The organism is Sphingobacterium detergens, from assembly GCF_003610355.1.
GTDB classification, from domain to species: domain Bacteria; phylum Bacteroidota; class Bacteroidia; order Sphingobacteriales; family Sphingobacteriaceae; genus Sphingobacterium; species Sphingobacterium detergens.
The window spans coordinates 1,499,454-1,524,940 of record NZ_RAPY01000001.1 but is presented as its reverse complement, the minus strand read 5'-3'; the positions used below and the strand labels follow the sequence as shown (position 1 = coordinate 1,524,940).

Sequence of the window (25,487 nt, the reverse complement as noted above, 5' to 3'; positions counted from 1 at the left end):
CAGTCATCGCTATAGATGGTATTCCATAAAATTAGATGGGAGTGCAATATGATTTACAGACACAGAAAAGAGGTGATATATTGCCCCTTTTCTGTGTCTGTAGCTTATTGTTTCGTTATTTAAAATTGATAGGCTACACTGCCGAGGATATTCCTTGGCATTTGAGGATTTACGGTGGTCCAACCTTTGAAATAAGTTTGATTGGTCAGGTTATTCCCCTTTACAGCAAATTCAAAATGCTTGTAACCGTATGAAAGGCTTGCATTGAATAAAGTATAGGATGGCAAAGCGAAAATTCCAGTAGGTACACTGTTTGTAATTAGATTCTCACTTGCGTAATTGAGCCCAGCTCCGATACCGAAACCCTTTAATGTTCCTTTTTGTACAATATAGTTGGCCCATAGATTCGAAAGATGTTTTGGTCCCGCCTCAGTTGGTCTCAAATTATTCACACTTGCAGCCGCTTTTGTTGTTTTGCTGTCGTTAAAGCTATAACTGAATATAACATTCAAACCTTGGATAGGAGCAGCTGTCAAATCAAAATCTATCCCGCGGCTCAGACGGGTTCCATCTTGAACAGTAATATTGTAGGACTGTCCATCAATAACCCTTGCCTCAGCACGCAACATATTATCAACGGTGATGTCATAGTAACTTGCCGTTAGACCAAGTTTATTGTTGAGCAGGTTAAATTTAACCCCAGCTTCCCATTGTGAGGCCTGTTGCGGTTTAAAATCCCCCGATACACTTGGATGTGGCGGCGGGATTGGGGCCACATTCTTAAATCCATTTTGATAATTGGCAAAAAATGACACTTTATCTTTGACAAATTCATATACTAAGCCCGCACGAGGAGAAAAAGCAGTTTGATTATAAGCTCCCATTGTGGTGTCTTTATCAAAATTATAAGTTCCCTTATTGTCGAAGTAATCCACGCGTAAAGCAACATTTAGATGTAACTGCGGTGTAAGATCTAATATATCGGAAACATAGGCACCCAAAATCTGATTGCGGCTTCTCGTGTTTGTCTTGACGCCTGTTGAAGCTGCTATCGCTGCGTCAACATTTGCAGCATTGAACCTGGCATATCTGGGGTCGTCAATAGACGTGTTGAGCTGATCAAATAAAACATAAGGGGAATTATGACTTTCGGCCTGTTGGTAAAGATAATCCGCGCCAACAAGTAGCCTGTTTCGAAGCTCACCGATATGAAAATCTCCTACAAAATTTTGCTGTGCATTGAAGTTACTGGCTGTATAATTCTGATCAGCAACATAGCGGTTGATCAATGTATCATTCTTTTCTTGAAGGTACATGATATATTGAAAATAGCCATCCGACTTGCGTCGATTGTAGTTTACTGTGGTATTTGATGTCCATTGTTCATTGAAGCGGTAGGTAACATTACCACGTACATTTGTAGTCGGATTTTTAAACGTCACATCGTCGTTGGTATACGATTTATTAAAATCAAATTGGAGTTCATCAGGTGTTCTGGCAAATAGCTGGCGGGAACGATTGAGAAATACCATTAACGGATTGGTTGCTTTACTTTGAAAAAGGTCGACATCCAATTGGATATCCAGTTTCTCATTCGGTCGGTAAAGTAGCGATGGAGCAATAAAAAAGGACCTGTTAAAACCCGCGTCCTGATAGTTGCCGACATTTGAAAAAGCCGTATTTACACGGCCTAAAAGCTTTTTGTCCTTGGTTAGTGGTCCATATACATCCGCTGTGACACGATGCTGCGCATAGCTGCCGAAAAGATAATTGACACGACCGCCGACAGTATCTAGAGGTTTCTTGGTAATATTATTGATGAGTCCACCAAAGCCAACCGCGGCACCTCCATAAAGTGAACCTGATGGCCCTTTGATAACTTCGATAGACTCCAGATTGGCGGGGTCAGGGCTGGTACTGGCGATACCAACCACACCGTTGACCATCGCGACCTGTGTGCTAAAGCCCCGTAATGTATAATAGGTGACACCATCACCGGGTCTACCTGTTGAAGCCCATAATTTGTCTATACCTGAAACATTGGCCAAAGCATCATCGTAATTGGTATTGAGCTGACTTTTTAATAATTCTTTAGTAATGACAGCATAAGACTGGGAGTTTTCGAGATTGTTTAGTGGTATCTTCGATACATAGAGACTCTGTTTCTTTGTGTATTTATTAGCCCCATTACCATTAATCACGATCTCCTGTAGGGTAGATTGGTTCTCGTTGAGGTAAATATCTGAAATCCTATTTTTGTCGTCTGCAATCTGAATCTCCCGAACTAAAGACTGTAGTCCTACGGCCGATATTTCAAGCCGTGCAGGCCCGGGTTTTAATGATTTAAATTGATAAGAACCATTGGTTCGGGAAGATACTGTGATATCCTGAGGGAGCAATTTCACCGTTATTCCCGGGATGGGTTTGCCGTCAGAAGAGAAAATTTTGCCGTAAACTTCGGCTTTGTGCTGTCCTTGGGCTAGGAGGGTGCCCGGAATGAACAACAGGAGGTAGATGATAATTTTATTCATGCTGGTTTGTGTTGTTAATTAGATTAATTATAAACAACGCAAAGGTATTACTCCTGTTATATTTTTCAAAACTTTATTTATTCATTTTTTAGGTTATATTGGTCAGAAAATAAGCTGTTTGAGGAGTTGTATAATAATGGTCAAAAAAGTATTTATCTCCTTTTTTGACCATTACATTTCCTACACTATGCTAGCGATATCTTTTGATTAGTACCGCAGGTGCCTGTTATCGATCTTTGAACTGATGGGATATACATCTTTATGGATATCTATACCCACCTGAGACAAGGGGATTCCGGCCATTGTGGTTTCAGCTCCCTGAATATGGATATTTTTTTTGTGATCTATGCTAATAGTCGCCCAGATTGGGTCTTGATAGACCAATGTCCGTCTTAGAATGTTATGCTTTTTGTAGAACTCCCCATCAAATGCTTTGCTTTCAAATGTATCACCAGCCCAGTAATAGGAGGCGCTATTGATTTGTACATAGTGAATTCCATTGATCTCATTATGATAGTTAAGATGATGGTGGCCAGTCAGGACAAGTAAAATCTTATTGAATCCGGCTTCGCTATTCAGCTGCTCTAACAGGTACCTTACGGCCATACCGTTTTCCAATCCACCATCTTCATTGTCCAATCCTTGATGGCAAAAAATGATCACTTTGTCTTTGGTGCTGCGGATATCTTTTTTTAACCATTCCAGTTGCTGCTGACTGATACTGCGGGGGTAACCTTCAATTTTCCTGGTTTGGCTTTTTTCATTACCATCCAGGATAACAAAATGAAATCCCTGTTTGTCAAAGGAATAATATGGAGCAGGGCTATTCCAGAAATCGGTTACCTGTTTTTTTGTGAATCCACCATCAGTATCATGATTACCGATGACAAAGTGGCTTTCTCCTGTAAAACCACTCCAGATATCCATTAATTCTTTATTTTCGGCTTTTGGGAAACAAAAATCACCTAAGGAAATTATAAAGTCGGGATTTTCACGCTTCATCGCGTCAATAAAGAGTTTGGCCCGACGCGCACCGTCGTGCATGAGATCATGATGGAGATCTGCGATAACGCCAAATTTAACTTTGTCAGTTTTGAGTACAGTACTTTTTGTCGAGGTTATAGGTGCACTGGCGAGGCTCTTATTGACAAAGAGACCGCCTATGCCTAAACCACCTAGCTGGATGAATTTTTTTCGGTTGATCATAACGAATTGATAATACGTATTTTATTAGATGCTACTTAGTTGAACTGTTTGACCTTTTTTCAGTTTAATATATTGCAAATTCTTATCTTTTGAAAGCCGTTTTTTAGTTGAAATATCCTGAAGATCTGTATTTTCAAAAATACGAAAGATAGCATCTTGGCTAGCGGTTACTTTCAACAGCGTGATTTTGCTGTTGTTCTTTTCAGCGCTGACAATAAATCCGCCCGCTGTTCTCAGGTTTTTAAAGGATACATCTTTCCATTCCTCAGGAGTGGCCGGAAAAACTTCGATGTAATCATTTTTGCTCTGAATTAACAATTCATGAACCCCTTGTGCAAAGGCAAAATTTCCCTCCAATGTAAATGGACGATAGGTAAAATCAGAATACTGACCACCGTTTTGATCACCGTTGAGGTGAAATGAATTGATGGAACAAAAGTTATGCGCAAACTTCTGTAGGTTGCTAACAGCCTGTTTGCTTTGTTTCGCCCGCGCATGGAGACAGGCCATCCATGAGAATGAATATCCTACCCAGGCCCGTGTACCCAATTGCTCTAAATGTGAAAGCGATTTTTCAATCAACGATTTGTCTTGAGTGTTATTGATATCAAGTATTCCTAAGGGATAAATAGCCATATAGGGTGACATATGTCGATGTGAATGTTTCATGCTCAGACCCTCTGCAACGCGGAGGCCAGTTTCATCTATAGCAAAATTGGGCAATTCGGCGCCATATCGTGTCCATTCTTTTGCTGCCTCGGCTTTTCCGTTAGCTGTACTGACTTCGGCCGCTATAGCGAATAAGTAATGCGCTAGGCTGAGATCAAAATTGGTCCAACTATTAAACCAGGCGGCCGTGCTGTTATCATTATATTCTGGACTGCTGCTCAGCGGTAGATAGCGTTTCCCATCTTTGAGATAGGTAATATTTTTTAGATAGGTCGCTGCTTCTATAATATAAGGATAGGCTTGTTCTTTTAAGAAAGTGGGGTCCATACTGTATTTCCATTGCCAATAAAAATGTTGGGCTGTCCAGGCACTGACGGTAGGGGAAAGGGAGTATTGGATCCAACCGCCCATAGGGTAGCCGTTCAAGGTCAGCACACCCGGGATATTCAATCCGTCAACACCAAAATATTGCTGGGTGTAGGCAAGGTTTTTCGGTCTGATTTTCCATAACCAATCCGTATAACTTTGTGCTTCATTCATTCGGTTGGCGGTATAAGCCGGCCAATAACTCAGTTGGGTATTGAGATCATTGTGGAAATCGCCTTTCCAGGGTGGTAGCCCACCATTATCTGCTGTCCAAACAGCCTGCAAGGTTATTGCCGGAGCTCCTTGGCGTGCTGTGGCCCCCAATTTATAAAGCTCCAGATAGTATTGTTTTTCGAGATCTTTTTCAGGAATGGAAATGTTAGATTTAGACCAATAGCTTGTCCACCATGTGAGATGGCTTCGCTTTGCTTTTTCAAATTGTTGGAGTGATAGCGGTTGTTTCTTGACCTTTTGATCATTACTGATTGTCCAATAGCCGATCAATTTGGTCGATGAGACTTTTTCCCAGCATAACATGACCTCAAAAAAGTGATGATCATACGTTTCCTGATGTAATACCTGCGCATTCCCCGTTTTAACAATAGTCCCTTGTTTGTAGCCCAACCGGGCCAAACTTTGGCCATCGACAACACTTTTTTGCTCGTCTGCATTTATATTATTTTCATATTGGTGTGGAATAAGCTCTGGGCTAAGGTCGCCAATGTTCTTCGCTGTGATTTCAAAATAACCCATTGGACTGGTCGCATGGACAAAAGAGGTCAGTATTTTTCCGTCGTCAAATTTCAGTGTATGTACAGCAGTTTGTATATCCAGTACATTGGATACGACCTTTCCAAATTTAGCTAAGTCAAAGGTCATCGCCGCCGCAGGAAGCTTGGTGGGATAGGGAGAACGGTCATAGGGCGAATCGCCCCATTGTTGGGCCGTTTGGTAGCTGTTGTTTTTCAATTGCTGCTGTACCCATTTAAAATCATGTTTTTCTATCTCAAATGCCTTGCGTTCATCCCAAAGATCAGCGCGGTCCAGGGATAGCCGGATGGTATTTTCCTTTTTCCAGATCAATGCACCCAACTGACCATTACCTAAAGGGATAGCCTCATCCCATCGTGTTGCAAGATCTTTGAAATGGAGATTATAAGCAGGAGATGGCTGCGCGATAACCAGACGCGCTGCGAAAAATAGTACTATAAGAAAGCTGTATTTCATAATTTATGTGGATATGGTTTTACAAATTTAGTAGTCACCACCATCAAAGGCTGACACTATTTGGGCATTTTTATAGCTTATTTTACCCTTGTTGCTTTTCATTTTCCGTCTTTTGTATCTTACTTTTCACTTGTTATATCCAACAGCAAATTGTATGCTTCCAAGCCGTGCCCCGTTAACAGCAACCAGCCTTATCTACTATCGCTTAGAAAGACAGGATAAATAGATCGTAAGATAGAAAGAGTATCAGTTTAGCACCAGATTAAAAGTATAAAAAGCAATGCTGACTACGATATCGTAACCAAATTGTTATAGGGTGCTGATGGGAACCGTATCGCACGAATGGGGGTAAAAACGAAGATTGGCCCCTTTGAGGGTAATATAGATTATATTTCTGTTAATCTAGTTCTAGTATATCCCATTGTTCTTCTCTATTTTTATAACCATAAATAAATATCCAATCTGATGTTGATTTACTTGTAACTATTCCATTAACTGATACTGGCATAGCGACATAAGAATTATAAATAAACCTAATAACTGATTAATATAGAATAGACCTTATTGCTATGAATAGAAAATTAATGGTGTTAGCATCATTGGCCTTAGTTGTCGCCTGCATTGCAATATTTACATTTCGCAAAGAAGAAACAATAGATTTTAGTGCAGATGTCAAACCGATATTAAATAAACATTGTATTACCTGTCATGGTGGGGTGAAGAAAAATGGAGGGCTTAGTTTTCTTTTCGAAAATGAAGCTTTTGCCAAAGCTGAGTCTGGCAAATCGGCGATTATTCCGGGAGACGCGGAACATAGCGAGTTTATGAAAAGATTGCTGTCGGATGATCCCGAATTACGTATGCCTTACAATGCACCCAAACTGAATGATGATGAGATTGATATTCTAAAAAAATGGATTGATCAAGGCGCGAAGTGGGGTGAACATTGGGCCTACACTTTACCCAAAGACGTTGAAGTACCCAAAACCTTTTCGTTTGCGGGACTATTTGGAATAAAACCCAAAGGGGTGAATAATGACATTGATTATTTTGTTCAGGATAAATTAAAGTCCAAAGATCTGACTTTTGCGGATGAAGCCGATCGGGCCACCTTATTAAGAAGACTTTATCTGGATCTCATCGGTATACCGCCCACCTTGGCCGAAACCCGTGCTTTTATCGAAGATGAGAGCGACGACGCATATTCCCGTCGAGTTGATAGCTTATTAGCCTCCTCCAAATATGGTGAAAAATGGGCCAGTTGGTGGTTGGATATGGCGCGGTATGCAGATACCAAAGGTTATGAAAAAGATGGATCCCGTAGTATTTGGCCTTATCGGGACTGGGTGATCAAAGCTTTAAATAGCGATATGCCTTACGATGAATTTACAGTCGAGCAGCTGGCAGGAGATCTGCTGCCACAACCGACCAAAGATCAGCTCATCGCAACTGCTTTTCACCGCAATACGATGAATAACGATGAGGGGGGGACCGATAGTGAAGAGTTTCGGATGGCGGCCGTCTTGGACCGTTTAAATACCAGTTATCAAGTATGGTTGAGTACAACATTTGAGTGCGTACAATGCCATAGCCACACCTACGACCCGTTTAAATTTGAAGAATACTATAAATCACTGGCATTTTTTAATAATACAAGAGATGAAGATACACAGGGAGATCATCCGAAGTTACGTTTTTACGCTGCACAGGACGAAAAACGTATCGATAGCATTAAGCATTGGCTGGCAGCAAACGGAAACGTAAACGTGGTGAAATCAGCAGACCTGTTTCTGCATACGCTAGAACCCAAGATTCATGCGCATTATAGCGATCAGATTGTGGATGGTGCATTGTATGATACAAAATGGCTTGGTGTACGCAACCGTGGATCGGCTCGTCTGAAAGCAATTACGCTGGATGGCAAAAAGCAGCTCTTCATGAACTTCTGGACAGATGCGGTCGGAGGGAAAATGGAGGTGCATCTCAATAGCCCCAACGGCCCCCTGTTAACCAATGTAGATTTACCGAAAACTTCAGGAAGACAGGTTATTCAGGCAGCGATCGTACCGACTACAGGTGTACATGATCTCTACCTAGTCTTTAAAAATGCAGCAGTTGCAGCTGGTCAGCCAATATGTATGATTGAATGGTTTGCTTTTCGCGAAGATTTTCCTATCGGGAAACCGATGGAAAATCAGCATCTGCAACGTACCTTTTTGCAGCTCGTCAATCTACAGCCCGAAGGTGTGCCTGTTATGATCGAAAATCCGAAAGATATGCAGCGGAAAACCAATGTATTTATCCGTGGAAATCGTTTGTCTCTGGGCGCGGAAGTACAACCCATGGTTCCGGAATCACTGAATGATTTTCCAAAGGGAGCCCCTCGAAATCGTATGGGTTTCGCACAGTGGATTGTTAGTAAAGAAAATCCATTGACTGCCCGCACTTTGGTTAACCGTGTCTGGGCACAGCTCTTCGGTCGGGGATTGGTTGAACCTTTAGGTGATATGGGTACACAGAGTACCCCACCGATTCATCGTGAATTATTGGATTATCTGGCCCTAGATCTTATGAACGGAAAAAAATGGAGCATGAAAAAATTAGTCCGTGAGATCGTTCTATCGGGTACCTATAGGCAGTCGTCAACATTAAATAGTGACAATGTACAAAAAGATCCACAAAATTATTATTTGGCAAGGGGGCCACGATTCCGACTTTCTGCAGAACAGATCCGTGATCAGGCTTTGGCCGTCAGTGGATTATTAAGCAATAAAATGTATGGACCGAGTGTCATGCCTTATCAACCGGATGGTGTGTGGATGACGGTGTATAGCGGTGAGTCCTGGGTGAAAAGTGAAGGCGAAGATCAGTTTAGACGCGGTGTTTATACCTTCCTAAAACGTACCAGCCCTTATCCTTCCTTTGTTTCCTTTGATGCATCCAGTAGGGAGGTCTGTCTGGTTGATCGTATACGGACAAATACACCGCTACAGGCTTTGGCGACGCTCAATGATCCGGTATATCTCGAAGCTGCAAAACATTTGGGCGAGATCATGGAGCGGGAAGGCAAAGGAAATACAAAAAATAGTATTGGTGCAGGCTATCGAAGGGCGATGCTCCGGGAGGCTGATCCCAAGAAGATTGCTGATCTCGAACTGCTCTACCAAAAAGCGCTTGCCGAATTTAACAAAACACCAGCTTCGGCAGCGAAATACCTGGGCGGTGATTTGGCAAAAGACAGTAACAAAAAACTGTCATCCAAAGCCGCTTACATGTTGGTAGCAAATGCCTTATTGAATTTAGATGAGTTTTTGACAAAATCATAAGGAATAGACACAAAGATAATTGAAGTGAGTGAGTGCGATGGACGGAAGCTTAAAATAATAGATAAACTAAGATAATAGTAGGTTCTTGATAGAATGATGCTGTTACAAAAGATTTACTTGAATGAAAGATCTGAATAAACTAATTGAAGAGGCACAGCAATCTGAATTGAAGGCTGTGACAAGAAGACATTTCCTGAAAGATTGCGTCGCTGGTATCGGTGGTATTGCACTTGGAGGCCTATTGGCAAGTTGCGGCGGATGGGATTCATCTAAATCCAAAGGGAGTCTGGATCTCAATGCCCTAAATCCATTGATCCCTAAATCGCCACATTTCCCGGGCAAAGCCAAAAGTGTCATCTACTTACATATGGCGGGAGCCCCTTCACAGCTTGAACTCTTTGATTATAAGCCTGCATTGCAGAAACTGCATAATCAACCCTGTCCACAATCGCTTTTGGCGGGTAAGAAGTTTGCCTTTATTCGAGGGGTACCTAAAATGTTGGGACCACAGGCTACCTTCAAGCAATATGGTCAAAGTGGCGCTTGGGTATCCGATCATTTACCACATTTCAGTAAGGTAGTTGATGATGTTAGTTTTTTGAAAGCTGTTCATACCGATCAGTTTAATCATGGACCGGCACAGTTGTTTATGCATACCGGGAGTGCCCGTCTGGGCCGTCCGAGTATCGGTTCATGGGTGACCTATGGTCTAGGCTCTGAAAATAGCAATTTACCAGGTTTTGTGGTGTTGACTTCTGGTGGTAAAACACCAGATGCGGGAAAGAGCGTCTGGGGAAGTGGCTTTCTACCGTCGGTTTATCAAGGAGTTCAATGTCGTTCGAAGGGAGATCCCGTTCTGTATATTGCTGACCCTGAAGGGATGGATCGGGACATGAAACGAAATCTTATTGATGCGATCAATAATGTGAATAAAACGGAGTATGACACATTTAAAGATCCAGAGACACTGTCCCGGATTGCCCAATATGAAATGGCCTATAAAATGCAGGTTGCAGTACCTGAGGTGATGAATATCAATAACGAACCAGCTTATATCCATGAGTTATATGGTACCGAACCGGGAAAGGAATCTTTTGCAAATAATTGCCTATTGGCCCGCAAGCTCGTGGAGCAGGGGGTACGTTTTGTCCAGTTATTTGATTGGGGCTGGGATAGCCATGGTACCAATGCATCGGACTCGATAGATCTTGGATTTCGAAATAAATGTCGGGAGATTGATCGTCCGATGACGGCATTGATTTTGGATCTGAAGCAACGTGGTCTACTCGAAGATACATTGGTGGTCTGGGGCGGCGAGTTTGGACGCACACCAATGCAGGAGAACCGAGATAATAGTGATATGCCATTTTTGGGTAGAGACCATCATACGGATGCCTATACCATTTGGATGGCGGGGGGCGGGGTGCGCAATGGTATCAGTTATGGACAAACGGACGATATCGGTTTTGCGGGTGTTGAAGGAAGGGCTTCCGTACACGATGTCCACGCAACCATGCTCCACCTCCTTGGCTTTGACCACGAAAAATTTACTTATGAATTTCAGGGCCGACCATTCCGTTTGACGGATGTGGAAGGTGAACTTATACAAGCGATTATTTAAATAATGAAACGATTCCTATTACTAATACTTCTGATGGCCAATTTTTTTACACTTTTAGCTCAGAAGCAAGAGAAACTACATATCAAATATTATTGTACCAATTGGGGAAATGCCGATTCCTGGGATCGATTCTGTGAACGTGTTAAGAAAGCAGGTTATCAAGGTGTCGAAGCCTGGCTACCTGGAGATCTGAAAGAACGGAAGGAAATGATTGATGCCCTACAAAAATACGGTCTGAGCTTAGGCTTGCTCTCCGGTGGTTCTGGAGCTTCCTTCGAACAGTACCGTGAAAGCTTTAAACGTAATCTGGAAGAAGCTGCAGCTATGAAACCTGATTATATCAACTGCCATACAGGTAAAGAATATTATTCCTTTGAACAAAATAAACAATTGATCGACATTGGGCAGGTCGTCATGGAAAAACAGCATGTTCCGGTATACCATGAAACGCATCGTGGTAGATTTAGCTTTGCAGCGCACCTGACCAAAGATTACTTAGCAAAGATTCCTTCCTTAAGGCTTGCATTGGATATTTCACATTGGTGCAATGTACATGAGTCCCTGCTCGGTGACCAGCAAGAAGCGGTAGCTTTGGCGCTCGCCCGGACAGAACATATCCACGCCCGGATCGGACACCCTGAAGGACCACAGGTCAATGATCCTGCAGCACCGGAATGGAAAAATACCGTCGATCAACATTTGGCCTGGTGGGATGAGATCGTTAAGCAGCATAAACAAAATGGAGCAAAGGTGTTGACCATCACCACAGAGTTTGGCCCGGCAGGCTATCTGCCAACACTACCTTTTACGCAGCAACCCGTAGCTGACCAATGGTCGGTAAATGTATATATGTTGAACTTACTCAAAGACAGGTATAAAGAATGATGGTTTTCCTTGAAGAATTGATGGCCTTTTTGGGACGCTTTCATCCCATCTTAGTGCATTTACCCATTGGAATTTTATTGATCGCATTTGTAATGGCATTTTTGGAGCTATTCAAGAAGGAAAATCCATACCAGCCTGCGATTAGGTTATCCTTGTTATTAGGTAGTATAGCAGCTGTATTTGCGGCGCTCTCAGGATTTCTGCTTTCGCGCAATGGTGGTTACGAAATACAGGTGCTCAATTACCATCAATGGTTGGGCATTGTGGTGGCGGGATGCAGCATACTGCTCTATATGCTCTATCGTGAAAAAAGTGAAACGTTGCAATGGTCAAAAAAGATCATTAGGTTTCGCTTTTGGTTATTTTTGATCCTGGTCGTATTGCTGGGAATCACAGGACACTACGGTGGCACCTTGACACATGGCAAGGGTTACTTTATTGAGGCGATGCCGCAAGCAATGAAAAAGACTTTTGGCATGAAGGAGAGCAGTGAAGAGGTATTAATCGTTGAGAATGTACAAGAGGCCGCTGTATATGACGGTATTATTCAGCCTATACTCAAGCAGCGTTGTCAAAGCTGCCATGGTGATCGTAAACAGGAGGGCGGTTTGGCCTTACATACAAAGGAAAGCCTGCTAAAAGGGGGAGAGAATGGTAAAGTACTGGTCGATAACAAGTCCAAAGAAAGTGAGCTGTATGCACGATTGATCTTACCGGAAGGGCACAAAAAAAGAATGCCACCAAAAGGACGTACACCAATCAGTCCTGACCAGATCAAATTGATCGCCTGGTGGATTGACCAAGGAGCGAACTTCGATAAAAAAGTGAATCAACTTACACAGACAAAAGAAATTGCAGCAATATTGAAAAAGCTAGAAACAGGGGAGCAGGAAGCGTCTCCGGTATTGTATGCAGATTTTCCCAAAGCACCCGATTTACCAAAGGATAAAGTCGATGCCTGGCAGGCAAAAGGTATTAAAATCATTCCTGTGGCTAAAGAAAACAATCTCGTGCTGGTCAATGCCATCAACTACCCACAGTTTAATGATAAGGATCTGCAAGATCTGTTGGCCATTAAAGAGAATATCGTTCAGCTGAAACTTGGACATACCGCCATTACAGATCAGGCATTTTCTACGATAAAATCCATGCCTGTCATCTCGCGTTTGCATCTCGAGAACACAAAAGTGTCCGATGAAGGTTTGTCACAATTGAAAGGACTGCAAAAGTTGATCTATCTCAATCTAGTGGGAACAAAAGTAACCGCAAAGGGTTTGTCAAATTTGAAGGATATTCCTAATCTGAAAAATGTATACATCTATCAAACGGGAAGCCAGGACAGTACGGCCTTAAAAGCATTACATGGTAAGGTTCGCATCGACACAGGTAATTACCGATTGCCATTTATCGCTACGGATACAGTCAGGTTCTAGCGATGATAAAGTACAGACCAAGTCGTATGATCCATTGACGATAATATGACTGAATAGATACTTAGTCTATACTGAAGCAATACTTAGTCAATACGTAAAGGGTATTGGAGACCTGACTTGTGGTTATTGGAAAGAAGCGATTGGAGGAGGATAGCGTTTTTAGAATATTTGGAAAGAGGGGGTAGGGAATGCGAACAAAATTGAATAAAAATAGGGAGTCCGATCTTTTCGGACTCCCTATTTTTATTTGTCGTGTATAAATACTGCGGGTTATTTCCCTGTATTTTCCAATAGACTGATCGCATCGTAAAGTACGCCAGCCTCGCCTCTGAAAGTTCCCGAACCTTCAGGTTTATTGTCTTTGGTATACCATTCGTAGAAGCCTTTATTTTTAATAACACGTGCCAACATGGGCTTGATCTGCTCGTAGGCTTCCTGTTGGAAACCATTCTTAACCAATTGTTGGATCATTCTTCCCCCAAACCAAGTCCAGTCTCCACCATTTTGGTAACCATAGGGATACATGCCTTTGTTTTTGAAGAAACCCGCTGGGTAGGTCGGGTATACTGTTAGACCAATGGTGGCAGCTCCTGCGTCCTTTACATTTTTGATCATCTTGTCCAGAGACGTTTTAATCTGCTCTTTGCTGAGCAGGTTCGCTTCAATGGCAATCGCAGTTCCACCGTGGTAGTAAATCTGGTTTTCATCAAAATCTTTCGGAAATGGCGAACCTTTAATATAAATATGTGGAATGAATTTTTGATTTTTATCATCCCAAAGATGTTTCATCGTATTGCTTGCGATCATCTCTCGAACCTTGCCCCATTTTTCCTTTTTCTCAGGGAAAAGGTCAATGTAATTGTCCAGTGCAATTAAGAACATCGCATTATCGTAAATGTCCAGTGCAATATGTGAGCTTTCATCTAAATGTACGCCCCAATCATGTTCGGGTTGTACATCACCCCAATCAACCGTTGTGGCCCCCCATAATAATCCGTAGGTGCTATTGTAGCGTTTATCCATTAGGAATTGCAAAGCCTGTTCCATACGATCTTTTACACTCGTTTCGCCGATTTTCTGTGCCAGAAAGGAGCTGTCTTTGGTTGCGATGATATATTTGTGTACCGCCTGGATCAGGGATGTTTCCTGATCGGTTTCCACCGTGTTTTTATGCCCTGCATATTCCGCTGCCAGGGGATTCGTGATTGTATAATAGTCGGAAACACCATTTTTTAGGCTGGATTTTTTGACAAAGCCATCAGCGATATTGCCATCGGCACCCTGCAATTTAAAAAATATGCCCAACTGATCTTTGATCTGATCATGGGGGTGTACTTTGGTCGCCAAGGTAATAAAGGTATTGTAATCCCTGATCCACACCTCACTATAGCCGTCCCCGGCGTTGAACCCAGCTTTGATAACATTGGTCGCCATATCTTTAACGAGCTGGAAGTTACTATCTTGGGGAGCACGCTGCGCTGTGTTGCTGCCTGTAGATTTATTCCCCCCGCCATTGCAGGATAAGATTAACAATGAAGTAGATAGCGCGAAATATAAATTTCTCATGATGCTGTTTTTTATCGTTAGTATACTTAAATTAACATTTAGAGTCTTTGACAAAAGACTGTATGACCTTCGCTTGGCTAGCTCCCAGATTACGGAGTGAATAAGATTTCGCAGCCGCGGGAACAGCAAATGTTTCTGCATAATGGAAGATTCTTTTCATTCCATTGGCAGTCGTCAGTTCTACGGCTTCCCCCTCAACGAGCATCATAATATGGCATTGCCCCTTTGTTTCAATGCGCACTTCATCTTCAAATTCGTACCTGAAAACATCATAGAAATGATCTTCATGCGTCGGTAAATGTACTTTTATCGACTGTGTATCGAGTACATCAATCTGAGGTTGTGACAGGAGCGTGTTTTTTACAACGTCACCTTTCCGGTTAAAGTTGAGGTTGGAGAAAGCTCTGTCAATATTCAATGGACGTGGTTTACCATCTAAATCTGGACGTACCCAGTCGTACATCTTAAAGGTATAGTTATACGGGGTAGCGCTGATTTCCAGCACAAGGTTATTTGTACCTGAAGAGTGTACAGTACCATGTGGAATCAGATACAACTGATGCTTTTGTGAGTCAAATTTTTGGACGTACTTGTCAATTGCAATGGGCTCACCTGTATGGAAGCTCTGCTCAAGCACAGTACGGAATTGGTCGGCATCAATATCCTCCTGGAATCCCAGATAAACCTGAGCATCTCCTTTTCTGTCAACGATGTAATAGGATTCGTCCTGTGTGAAATTTTCCCCAAACTCCGTTTTGGCATAACTTGGACTAGGGTGGCACTGAATCGAAAGATTGCCGCCATCAAAAGTGTCAAGAAAGTTGAACCGGATTGGGAACTCAACATCAAAACGTGGCTGTGCTGTGCCCAATATATTTGAACTCTCCTGAAACATTAGTTGGTCAAATGAAATTTCGAGCACCTGTCCATTGCTTTCAAGTAATATACCATTTTCGGGGACGATCATCTCAAAAGACCAAGCATAGTTTTTTGCCTGCTGATCGATGCCCGTTAAATGTTCCTTCATCCATTGTCCGCCCCAGACTCCGGGTTCAAATGTCGGTCTTACCCGAAAATAGTTTTCGGACATGGCATGTAAGGTTTCTTTTAAATCGTTTCCTGAAATCCAGGGCAGATTTTCCAGGGATAACTGATCGGCCAGGATCTCCACCCGGGATAAGATTGTCCGCTTGTGTCGGTTGAGGAGCTCCCAGTCTACAAAATAGTAACGTTTGTAAAGTTCTTTTTGATTCGTTTGCTTAGCACAAGCCAAATTCCAGGCCTGCCCGGCACGCATCCGTTGGATAAGCACATTTTTGGGCAGATCGATGTACATCACTTTACTGGAGTTATCCAGAAGTGCTGCTCCTGGACCGTAAAAAATGATATATTCATTGGCAGCTGTATTATTTAGGATTTCCTCAAAAGCGGCCAACTTTACAGTATCAAAGTATGCTGCCAGTTGGAGGGGCGCTTTTTTTCCGAATAATGGATCATTGCCACCCAGATAGGGGGCAACCTTCTCCTGAATGCTTGATTCAGGTAAGAATGCTGTTTCCATAGAAACAAACCGTACCGTTAATCCCCGTTTTACAAATTCCTGCTGAATCTGTGCCACTGGTATTTCCCAATTTACGCCGACAAATCCATCTATGCAGTGTATATCATGTTCGATCAGGTGATCGACCAACTCATGATATGAGTTTGACAATTTGCCCTGAACTGGAAATGTAGGTAAGATGTCGTATTGAAAAGATGTCGTTTGAGTATTGGAATACATAAGATGTTATTTATTGCGTATTTAAAAATTGACTAAATTGATATGATGTTTTTAAAATGATATTATGCGTTTTGATCGCTGGGATTTTTCTTTGATTTTTCAATCCAATATTTTTCGATATCTTCCAAAGGTTTTCCTTTTGTTTCAGGGAGATAGCCCAATACAACGATAAAAGCTATTGCGCAGAAGAAAGCGAATAACCAAAAGGTATAATGGGCACCCCATGATGCAAGCAAAATCGGAGTCAGCTGTCCAACGATAGCATCGGAAATCCACATAACCATAATGCTTATCCCCATTGCGCGCGCCCGTATGGCATTGGGAAATATTTCGGCTGCCACCACAAATTTCAATGGACCGATAGAAAAAGCAAAGAAAAACAAGAATGAGAGGATGGAAACAATCAGTGCAACATTGTTTGTCTGTTCCAGGCTGAAAAGATAACCTGTCGCGATCAAACTAATGGTCGCACCCAATGTACCTAAAATATATAAGGGTCTTCTTCCCCAATTGTCTACCTTCCAGATAGCAAAGCAGGTAAATAAGACATTTGCAGCGCCGAAAAACAATTGTGCATGATAGGAATTAGCTAAAGAGATACCCGATTCAAGGAGGATACTAGGCCCGTAATAGACGATCGCATTGATCCCACTGAGTTGAGAAAACAAGGGTAGGAATAATCCCAGGAGAAAAGCTCTACGGTAAATAGGTGAAAACAAATCGCGGATATTTCCTTTTGCTGGACTTGGCGAATCATGTAGATCTGTCAGACCAAGTTTAGCACTAATGACTGCAACCTCTTCGCTGCGCCCATTTTTTGCAAGCCAACGTGGACTTTCGGGAATAAAATAAACGCCCAAGCAGAGTAGGATAGCAGGGATTGCACCAACTAAAAACATACCGCGCCAAAGTTCTGTCTGTGGCAATGAATGCAGTTGGAGAATAAAGTAATTACTAATATAAGCGATCAGAATACCAAAGGTGATTGCCAGTTGATAACAGGTAACCGATCTGCCTCTGAATTTACTGGGTGATATTTCGGCAAGATAAAGTGGCACAACAATAGAAGCGATGCCCACACCTAGTCCTCCGATACCCCTGCTCAGAATCAATAAAGTATAGTTGGGACTAAATCCACAACCGATCGCAGATAATAAGAAAAGTAAGGACGCAACAATAAAGGCCTGTTTACGACCATATTTGTCTGTAAAAGATCCCGTAAAAAATACACCTATAATGCATCCGATCAGTGCTGAACTAACAAAAACACCTTCCTGTGCTGGTGACAGCCCGAAAAACTGCTTAACCAATGGCAAAGCTCCGGCTATAACAGCCATATCGAACCCGAAAAGTAGTCCCCCCAGTGAAACGATGCATAAAATAATGATAAAATTCTTAGACATACCTGGTTTATAAGTTTTATATGTATATACATACAAACATATATCTATTTTTTTAATTATGCAAAAAATCTTATTTTAGCCTAAGCAATATTATGTAATGAATTTAAAAATAGATCACAAAAGTCCAGTTCCGCTGCATATACAAGCAGAAAATCTATTGCGGGAGTTGATAAAACAGCCGGAATATATTGAGGGGAAGATGTTGCCCAATGAAATAGAACTGGCTAAGCGCTTGGCTATTTCCCGCTCCACGTTGCGTCTGGCGATTAATAAGCTGGTATATGAAGAGCTATTGATCAGAAAGAAGGGGATCGGCACTAAGGTTGCCAGTTCCAAATTCAGTTCGAAATCCAAAAATTGGCTGAGCTTCTCGCAGGAGATGAAGAATCGTGGGATTGAGGTCAAGAATTTTGAACTACACGTGAGCTGGGTAGTGCCTGATAAAGCCATTACAAAATTTTTTGCTGTTGATGAGGATCAAAAGCTGTTGAAATTGGAGCGATTGCGGGGAAAGAAAGATGATCCATTCGTCTATTTCATATCTTATTTCCATCCACGTATCGGTTTGACGGGTGACGAAGATTTTAAACGTCCTTTGTATGAAATATTGGAAGCTGACTATCATGTGGTGGCTGACCTTTCACAAGAGGAAATTGACGCCATTGCGGCAAATAAATTTATCGCAGATAAACTCGAAATTAATATCGGGGATCCTATTTTGTCACGGAAGCGATTTGTTTTCGATCAGTCTGGAAAGCCAATTGAATATAATCTGGGTTTCTATCGTGCAGAAAGCTTTACCTATACAGTTGAAAGCCGAAGAGATTATTAAAATATGAAATGATCCAGTAGCGGCAAGCTAGTGGATCATTTCATTTATAGCATTATTGCTGTTGAGTAGTCGTTTCCGATGCCCATTGGTTGATCATCGCGATGGCTTTGCTCAATACACCTGCCGAACCTTTGAATTTCCCGGATCCACTTGGGACGTCGTTTTTTCCGTACCATTCATAAAAACCTTTATTCTTGACCACACGATCAATCATTGGCTGTAATTCATTGTAGGCTTCCTGATAGAAACCATGTTGGATAAGCTGCTGAATCATTCTTCCGCCAAACCAGGTCCAGTCACCACCGTTTTGATAGTGATAAGGCTCAGCCATCCAACCTTTAAAAAATCCAACAGGGTAGGTCGGATAAAGTGTAAGACCAATACTTGGCATCCCGGAGAGACGTACATTTTCGAGCATCTGCTTATTGACCGTTGCTATTTCGCTCCGTTTGAGCAGACCCGCTTCAATCGCAATTGCTGTTCCGCCATGGTAATGAATCTTATTTTCATCGAAACCTTTAGGGAGCGGAGATGACTTTGGATAGATATGGGGAATAAATTTTTGCCTTTTTTGATCCCAGAGATAGCGCCTGCTGTTTGTTTCAAGCTCTTTTTTAAAGGCCTTCCAGTCAGCGGTCTTCGCTGCATTGGGTTGTATTTCAATCAATAGCTTTAGGGCAATGATGAGCATGGCATTGTCGTATACGTCAATGGCTTCATTTGAAAGTGCGTTCCAATCACAGCCAAAATCGTCATGTGGTTGTACATCACCCCAATCTGCAGTCATTGCACCCCATAGCAGGTGATATTTTGTATTGTACCGCTCTCGTTTGAGGTAGTCCAGCATAAGCTGTATACGTTCTTTGACGGAAAGTCCACCGACCGATTCGTCAAGAATACTGTAGTCCTTGGTTTTCTGTATGTATTTGCCCAGTAACTGAATCAAAGAGCTCTCTTGGTCAGTCTCGACCGTATTTTTAAACCCAACATGATCGGGTGCATTATTAGAATAATAGGGGGTATCGTCATGCCAGGTAAAATCTTTCTTGAGCACATAGCCGTCGACCATCTCACCGTTAGGCTGTTGCATTTGGAAAAACAGGAGAATCGCACCCCGGACATCGGCAGGCGATCTTTCCTCCAATGCAGTTTCAATAAAAGTATTGAGATCCCGTGCCCAGATCTGCGAATAGCCACTTCCGGCATTAAAGCCTTCTTTGATGACCTGTCGGGCTAAACTGTCTACATATTTTAACTTTTGATCGGCTAAAATGGCTTGTGCGAGCTTAAGTTCTGTCCCTTTTGATGGTACTTTTTGCTGAGCGGACAGACTGCTTCCGAATAAAATAAATGTAAGACTAAAAAATGTCAGTTTTCTTTTCATGAGAACTATTGTTATTAGTTGAATTGTTGAAGCATTTCAGTAGCCTTTACGTACGATTGGTTTAATAAGAGTGATGATCGCTGATTTTAGATTGGCCTTGCTGAATTAAAACTTCTTGGTTATCGTTTGTTATGTATGTACAAACAAAAATATAAAAATAACCATCGTTTTAAGCTTTTTATAGGATCTAATTGGGATGGTATTTAAATTTTTACAATCTGATGGTGTTTTTAGCCTTGTCTGTTACTCGCTTTTTTTAATAAATTATACCTACATGTTTATACATAGTTTATTTTTCGTAAGTTTGTTTTTGAACCTAATTGACAACAATGGCAAAGCGACTCATATTTTATTTTTTTTGCATACTCTTCAGTGTAAACTGTGTGCAGGGACAGGAGAAGACTGATTTAACCTCACTGGTGAAACCGAATATCGGATCTGTTCATAGCCGGTATTTTTTTTACACACCAGCGGCGGTGCCCTTTGGGATGGCAAAATTGGCACCAAGTACCGATGGAAGTTATGGTAATAAGTCCGGTTGGGAGGCGGTGGGCTATGACGATAGACACAGCTCGATCGAAGGCTTCGCGAATTTTCACGAATTTCAGGTCGGCGGGATTACCTTTGCACCTTCGGTAGGACAGCTCAAAACAGTTCCGGGTAAATTGGATCAGCCACAAAGTGGTTACCGGTCATCATTTGATAAGAAGGACGAATTTGCCACCTCAGGTTATTACAGAGTGAAATTGAAGGACTATGCAGTCCTGGCGGAACTGACTGCAACCAAAAGAGTCGGCTTCCATCGTTATACCTTCCCAAAAACAGATGCCGCTAATATTATATTTAATATTGGACATGTCATGGGAGAAAGCGGTCCAGTGGTGGATGCGGAGGTAAATTATGATAAGCAGTCTGTATGGGGGTATGTGGTCACTAACCCTGTTTATGTGCAGAAATACCAGCAGGGAGCCACTGTAAAGATGTATTTCTTTGCGGAGCTCAGCAAGTTGCCAAAATCCTATGGAACGTTCCAGGATTCGGTGATTTTTAAAGAAAAGAAAACGATACAGGGAAAGGGGGCCGGGGTATTTCTTCGGTTCGATACAAAGACCGATGAATCCATTACAATCAAGACAGGTTTGTCCTATACCTCAGTAGACAATGCGCGATTAAACTTGCAGCAGGAGGCCAAAGATCTGACATTTGATCAGGCGAAGACGGAAGCGCTCAAGACCTGGAATAACGAACTGGGAAGGATATTGGTGGAAGGCGGTAAAGAAGCGGACCGCGTAAAATTTTATACAGGACTATACCATGCCCTGCTCGGACGGGGACTTGCCAGTGATATCAATGGGGCTTATCCCAAAAATGATGGTTCAGTTGGCCAGATCGCATTAAATGCGCAAGGAAAACCGATACATCAGCACTATAATACAGATGCGATCTGGGGAGCATTTTGGAACCTGACACAACTCTGGTCGATTGCCTATCCTGATTATTACAACGATTGGGTACAGAGCCAACTCTTGGTATACCGCGATGCGGGTTGGCTTGGTGATGGTATTGCCAACAGTAAATATGTCTCCGGTGTGGGTACTAACTTTACGGGATTGGCGATTGCTGCTGCCTATAATGTCGGGATCCGGAATTACGATACGAATTTTGCCTATGAAGCTGTGCGAAAAAATGAACTTGAATCGCGCGGACGGATTCCGGGAGCTGGTAAGCTGGATGTGGGGGTATTTGTCGATAAGGGTTATTCACCCTATATGCAGGACAATACCGGTAGTCCTGAATTATTGACCACCGGATCACCTTTTGGTGCTTCCCATACGTTGGAATATGCATTTTCGGCCGCTGCTGCAGCACAATATGCAAAATCACTCGGCCGTGATGCAGACTACAGAAAACTTCATGAACTTTCAGCTGCCTGGAAAGGATTATACGATCCATCGACTAAATTCATGCGGCCAAAAGACAGTTTAGGGAAATTTATTCCAAATTTTAATCCTTATCAACCTTGGCGTGGTTTTCAGGAAGGTAACGCCTGGCAGTATACGTTTTATGTGCCACACGTTCCGCAGGAATTGGTTAAGCTCGTCGGAAAGGATCTATTCAATCAACGCCTGGACAGTATATTTACAGTATCACAAAAGAATGTTTTTGGTGGTGGAACCCACATCGATGCCTTCGCCGGAATTGAAAGCTTATATAACCATGGCAATCAGCCCAACTTACATATCTCTTGGTTGTTCTATTTTTCAGGAAGACCCGACCTCAGTCAAAAATGGGTACGGGCTATTTCAAACGAATTTTATGGTACCGATCCTATACACGGTTATGGCTATGGGCAGGATGAAGATCAAGGCCAATTGGGCGCTTGGTACGTACTGTCAGGTATCGGTTTATTCGATGTGAGAAGCTTAACAACTGAAAATCCTGCCTTTCAGATAGGAGCACCTCTGTTTGATAAAGTTACGATACAACTACCCAAAAATTTACGAAAAAACAAATTTACAATTCAGGTTAAAAAGACGGATCCGGATAGTTTTTATGTTGGTCAGGTTCGATTGAATAATAAGCCTTGGACTGGCCGGCAGCTTCCTTTTGAACAATTGGTGAAAGGCGGGGTAATGACAGTGCATTTGAAAAGCAACGCCAGTACAAATTAAGGTTTGTTCATGGCAGTACTTGCTAATGAATAACAGTAGTTGGCCACAAAGTAAAAGCTAAGCTATCCGGGATCGAAGAATTTAAAAAAATGACTTCAAGGAATATATAAAATAAAACCTTCAGGCTTTCACAAATATCAATAGCGCTGAAAATCGACTGAAGGTTCCTTCTGGTCAATAAACCGGATGTAGCGCTTATTGATTCCTTAATGAAAAATACGAATCAATAAAAAATAAGCATTTAAAAAAAAATAGGGGTGTCCAAATTTTTTGGAACACCCCTTGAAGGTAGGTTGGTTTGTTGATTGCCTACGCGATCTCAGCAATGAAATTGCCCTCTTGGTCCAAATCCGCCTTGTGAGCTGCAATTTGTTGAAGATTAATAGAGCCAATAACATATTTGAAATCTGCTGCGTAATATCTTTCGGTGATCTCACTGAAATTCAATTTCTCAATCAGTTGATCGTCAGTGTATCTTAAATATACCTTGAGCAGATAATCTTGGCTATAATTTAAGGCACTGGACTCTAAATGCTTTTTATATTCATAACGGTAACCGTAACGTAATGCAGCAATATCCGATAATACTGCCGAGCCAGTAGGGTGGCCACCCGCACCTTTGCCATAGAAGAATTGCTCATCCGCAAAAGCAGCTTTGACCAATACACCGTTATTTTCATTTTCTACATTGTATAACATGCTTTCTTTACCTACTAAACGAGGAAGTACATACAGCACGACTTTATTGCCATCGATCTCTTTGGCTGTAGGGATCAACTTGATTTTTAAGTTCTTTTCCTTTGCGAAGCGAATATCCTGTTGACCTAATTTATCAATACCGATGTTGAAGACATCGTTTGGTTTGACATAGATACCATAAGCATGTGAAGCGACGATACAGACCTTAAATTTAGGGTCATATCCGCCAACATCAAGGGTAGGATCTGTTTCCGCAAAACCCAGCTCCTGCGCTTTTTTTAGCGCATCGGCATACTGTTGGTTTTCATTAAAGACTTTCGAAAGAATGTAATTTGAAGATCCGTTGAATATACCGCTGACCGAATGCAAAAGTTCATTGTCATAGTATTCTTCCAAATTACGGATAATGGGAATACTTCCACAGACAGCGCCCTCATAAAGTAAGCTGGTACCATATTCATGTTGAATATCTACCAACTCTTCGAGGTGACTGGCAATCATTTTTTTATTTGCAGACACCACATTTTTGCCTGATTTCAATGCGCGTACAGTCAGTTTGTAAGCAGCTTCGGCATCATCGATCAGTTCGACAACAGTGTTGATCTCTGGATCCGCCAGGATTGTCTCAGCATCTGTTGAAAACAGATCTGCTGGTAGCGTACGTTTTTTGTCCGCATTTTTGATGACAAATTTCTTGATTTCCAGATTCAGGTTTTTGGTTTTGATAATGTCGTAGAGACCTTGGCCTACCACGCCAAACCCAAACATCCCTATCGTTAATTTATTACTCATATCTCTTCTTAAATGCTCTTATATAATTGTTTACTTCTCTTAGACTAATTCGTTGATATACGCATTCTTATTCTTTAAAAAATTATGGATAATAGCCGTCAGTTTTTTTGTCTCTATCAAAAATCCATCATGGCCATAGCTTGACTCGATCTCCTGATAAGTTGCATTTGGAATATGCTGCGCTATAAATCGCTGTTCGGCTGGAGGGAACAATATATCTGTATTGACAGCCAATACCAGTGTCGGACAGCTGATTCCGTTCAATGCTGCTTCCAAAGAAGCCCTTCCCCGGGCTAAATTGTGACTGTCCATCGCCTTTGTCAGGTAGAAATAACTATACGCATTGTAGCGTTTAACAAGTTTTTCGCCTTGATAATTTTGATAGGAAGCAGCTTTGTATCCATTCACTTTGTTGTCATCCTCATCCCGTTGTGTATGGTCGTAGGTGATATAATTGCGATAGGATAGCAGCGCAATCGAGCGGGCAACTTTAAGACCTTTTTTACCACCATCGGGATGGTTGGCATAGAAGGTGCGGTCTGCCGTAATTGCTAAACGCTGACTTTCATTAAAAGCAATGCCCCAGGGGGAATGTACCGCATTGGTGCCGACAACAATGAGTTGATTGATGGCGATTGTGTTGGAAGCGGCCCATTCCAGGGCCTGTTGGCCACCTAGTGAGCCACCAATTAAAACCTCAAGTTGATTGATATCCAGGTGGGCTGCGAGCAACTGATGCGCGTTGACCAGATCTTTTACCGTAAACTCCGGAAAGGATAGGTAATAAGGCTGACCCGTTGCCGGGTTGATGGATAGGGGATTGCTACTACCGTAGGCGGACCCAATTACATTGGCACATACGATATAGTAATCATTCGGATTAAACAGATCGTTTGCACCAAATAGGCCCGGCCACCAGTCCAATACATCCGCATTTGCCGTCAGGGCATGACAGACCCAAATCACGTTACTGCGATCAGCATTGAGTTCACCAAATACCTCGTAGCTAATCTGTAAATCGACAAGTTCTTTCCCGTTTTCAAATACAAAGGGCTCGGGATGTTGATAAATATGCCTGCTCATTACGCTTAAATT

General features: G+C 42.1%; 15 protein-coding genes. 6 read left to right on the top strand and 9 right to left on the bottom strand.

Annotated elements, in window-relative coordinates; all coding sequences use genetic code 11:
• Nucleotides 1-119: 119 nt before the first annotated feature.
• The 3 genes from DFQ12_RS06570 to DFQ12_RS06560 all read right to left on the bottom strand — a co-directional run bounded on the left by DFQ12_RS06570 (nt 120) and on the right by DFQ12_RS06560 (nt 5,999).
• Complete coding sequence (locus DFQ12_RS06570; RefSeq protein WP_120258163.1) at nt 120-2,531, bottom strand: TonB-dependent receptor; 2,412 nt, start codon at nt 2,529-2,531, stop codon at nt 120-122.
• A gap of 207 nt (nt 2,532-2,738) precedes the next feature.
• Nucleotides 2,739-3,737: a metallophosphoesterase family protein gene (locus tag DFQ12_RS06565; protein ID WP_120258162.1), complete on the bottom strand. Its 999-nt coding sequence runs from the start codon at nt 3,735-3,737 to the stop codon at nt 2,739-2,741.
• Between the two features lie 24 nt (nt 3,738-3,761).
• Nucleotides 3,762-5,999, bottom strand: coding sequence for a glycosyl hydrolase family 95 catalytic domain-containing protein (locus DFQ12_RS06560; RefSeq protein WP_120258161.1), 2,238 nt, complete (start codon nt 5,997-5,999; stop codon nt 3,762-3,764).
• Between the two features lie 569 nt (nt 6,000-6,568).
• On the opposite strand from DFQ12_RS06560, the gene DFQ12_RS06555 reads away from it, so the two are divergent.
• From DFQ12_RS06555 to DFQ12_RS06540, 4 genes are all read left to right on the top strand, one after another.
• On the top strand, nt 6,569-9,325 hold the full coding sequence (locus DFQ12_RS06555; protein WP_120258160.1) for a DUF1553 domain-containing protein: 2,757 nt from the start codon (nt 6,569-6,571) through the stop codon (nt 9,323-9,325).
• A 121-nt stretch (nt 9,326-9,446) separates the two neighbouring features.
• Nucleotides 9,447-10,946 carry a DUF1501 domain-containing protein gene (locus tag DFQ12_RS06550; RefSeq protein ID WP_120258159.1) on the top strand — a complete coding sequence of 500 codons (1,500 nt, stop codon included), beginning with the start codon at nt 9,447-9,449 and terminating at the stop codon, nt 10,944-10,946.
• Nucleotides 10,947-10,949: 3 nt separating this feature from the next.
• Nucleotides 10,950-11,831, top strand: coding sequence for a sugar phosphate isomerase/epimerase family protein (locus DFQ12_RS06545; protein ID WP_120258158.1), 882 nt, complete (start codon nt 10,950-10,952; stop codon nt 11,829-11,831).
• The gene (locus tag DFQ12_RS06540) at nt 11,828-13,264 is read left to right on the top strand and encodes a c-type cytochrome domain-containing protein (RefSeq protein WP_244211688.1); all 1,437 of its coding nucleotides are present in this window, start codon (nt 11,828-11,830) and stop codon (nt 13,262-13,264) included. The genes DFQ12_RS06545 and DFQ12_RS06540 overlap by 4 nt, the downstream gene beginning before the upstream one ends.
• Nucleotides 13,265-13,534: 270 nt before the next feature.
• Here the strand turns inward: DFQ12_RS06540 and DFQ12_RS06535 are convergent, their stop codons facing one another.
• The 3 genes from DFQ12_RS06535 to DFQ12_RS06525 all read right to left on the bottom strand — a co-directional run bounded on the left by DFQ12_RS06535 (nt 13,535) and on the right by DFQ12_RS06525 (nt 18,013).
• Entirely contained in the window at nt 13,535-14,830 is a 1,296-nt protein-coding gene (locus DFQ12_RS06535) for an amylo-alpha-1,6-glucosidase (protein ID WP_120258157.1), read from the bottom strand.
• 31 nt (nt 14,831-14,861) lie between these two features.
• Nucleotides 14,862-16,610: a class I mannose-6-phosphate isomerase gene (locus DFQ12_RS06530; RefSeq protein ID WP_120258156.1), complete on the bottom strand. Its 1,749-nt coding sequence runs from the start codon at nt 16,608-16,610 to the stop codon at nt 14,862-14,864.
• A 62-nt stretch (nt 16,611-16,672) separates the two neighbouring features.
• Nucleotides 16,673-18,013, bottom strand: coding sequence for a sugar porter family MFS transporter (locus DFQ12_RS06525; protein WP_120258155.1), 1,341 nt, complete (start codon nt 18,011-18,013; stop codon nt 16,673-16,675).
• 97 nt (nt 18,014-18,110) lie between these two features.
• Between DFQ12_RS06525 and DFQ12_RS06520 the strand changes: the two genes are divergently transcribed.
• Complete coding sequence (locus tag DFQ12_RS06520) at nt 18,111-18,845, top strand: GntR family transcriptional regulator (protein ID WP_120258154.1); 735 nt, start codon at nt 18,111-18,113, stop codon at nt 18,843-18,845.
• Between the two features lie 52 nt (nt 18,846-18,897).
• On the opposite strand, the gene DFQ12_RS06515 is transcribed toward DFQ12_RS06520, so the two are convergent.
• Entirely contained in the window at nt 18,898-20,229 is a 1,332-nt protein-coding gene (locus DFQ12_RS06515; protein WP_120258153.1) for a glucosidase family protein, read from the bottom strand.
• Nucleotides 20,230-20,558: 329 nt separating this feature from the next.
• On the opposite strand from DFQ12_RS06515, the gene DFQ12_RS06510 reads away from it, so the two are divergent.
• The gene (locus DFQ12_RS06510; RefSeq protein ID WP_120258152.1) at nt 20,559-22,901 is read left to right on the top strand and encodes a GH92 family glycosyl hydrolase; all 2,343 of its coding nucleotides are present in this window, start codon (nt 20,559-20,561) and stop codon (nt 22,899-22,901) included.
• A gap of 309 nt (nt 22,902-23,210) precedes the next feature.
• Here the strand turns inward: DFQ12_RS06510 and DFQ12_RS06505 are convergent, their stop codons facing one another.
• Both DFQ12_RS06505 and DFQ12_RS06500 read right to left on the bottom strand, forming a co-directional pair.
• A complete protein-coding gene (locus DFQ12_RS06505) occupies nt 23,211-24,392 on the bottom strand; it encodes a homoserine dehydrogenase (RefSeq protein ID WP_120258151.1) in 1,182 nt (393 codons plus the stop codon).
• A gap of 39 nt (nt 24,393-24,431) precedes the next feature.
• Nucleotides 24,432-25,475: a homoserine O-acetyltransferase family protein gene (locus DFQ12_RS06500; protein WP_120258150.1), complete on the bottom strand. Its 1,044-nt coding sequence runs from the start codon at nt 25,473-25,475 to the stop codon at nt 24,432-24,434.
• Between the last annotated feature and the right edge of the window lie 12 nt (nt 25,476-25,487).

Excerpts from the sequence above, each read along its gene's own strand:
- DFQ12_RS06570 (WP_120258163.1), bottom strand. The coding sequence starts at position 2,531 with ATGAATAAAATTATCATCTACCTCCTGTTGTTCATTCCGGGCACCCTC.
- DFQ12_RS06565 (WP_120258162.1), bottom strand. The coding sequence starts at position 3,737 with ATGATCAACCGAAAAAAATTCATCCAGCTAGGTGGTTTAGGCATAGGC.
- DFQ12_RS06560 (WP_120258161.1), bottom strand. The coding sequence starts at position 5,999 with ATGAAATACAGCTTTCTTATAGTACTATTTTTCGCAGCGCGTCTGGTT.
- DFQ12_RS06555 (WP_120258160.1), top strand. The coding sequence starts at position 6,569 with ATGAATAGAAAATTAATGGTGTTAGCATCATTGGCCTTAGTTGTCGCC.
- DFQ12_RS06550 (WP_120258159.1), top strand. The coding sequence starts at position 9,447 with ATGAAAGATCTGAATAAACTAATTGAAGAGGCACAGCAATCTGAATTG.
- DFQ12_RS06545 (WP_120258158.1), top strand. The coding sequence starts at position 10,950 with ATGAAACGATTCCTATTACTAATACTTCTGATGGCCAATTTTTTTACA.
- DFQ12_RS06540 (WP_244211688.1), top strand. The coding sequence starts at position 11,828 with ATGATGGTTTTCCTTGAAGAATTGATGGCCTTTTTGGGACGCTTTCAT.
- DFQ12_RS06535 (WP_120258157.1), bottom strand. The coding sequence starts at position 14,830 with ATGAGAAATTTATATTTCGCGCTATCTACTTCATTGTTAATCTTATCC.
- DFQ12_RS06530 (WP_120258156.1), bottom strand. The coding sequence starts at position 16,610 with ATGTATTCCAATACTCAAACGACATCTTTTCAATACGACATCTTACCT.
- DFQ12_RS06525 (WP_120258155.1), bottom strand. The coding sequence starts at position 18,013 with ATGTCTAAGAATTTTATCATTATTTTATGCATCGTTTCACTGGGGGGA.
- DFQ12_RS06520 (WP_120258154.1), top strand. The coding sequence starts at position 18,111 with ATGAATTTAAAAATAGATCACAAAAGTCCAGTTCCGCTGCATATACAA.
- DFQ12_RS06515 (WP_120258153.1), bottom strand. The coding sequence starts at position 20,229 with ATGAAAAGAAAACTGACATTTTTTAGTCTTACATTTATTTTATTCGGA.
- DFQ12_RS06510 (WP_120258152.1), top strand. The coding sequence starts at position 20,559 with ATGGCAAAGCGACTCATATTTTATTTTTTTTGCATACTCTTCAGTGTA.
- DFQ12_RS06505 (WP_120258151.1), bottom strand. The coding sequence starts at position 24,392 with ATGAGTAATAAATTAACGATAGGGATGTTTGGGTTTGGCGTGGTAGGC.
- DFQ12_RS06500 (WP_120258150.1), bottom strand. The coding sequence starts at position 25,475 with ATGAGCAGGCATATTTATCAACATCCCGAGCCCTTTGTATTTGAAAAC.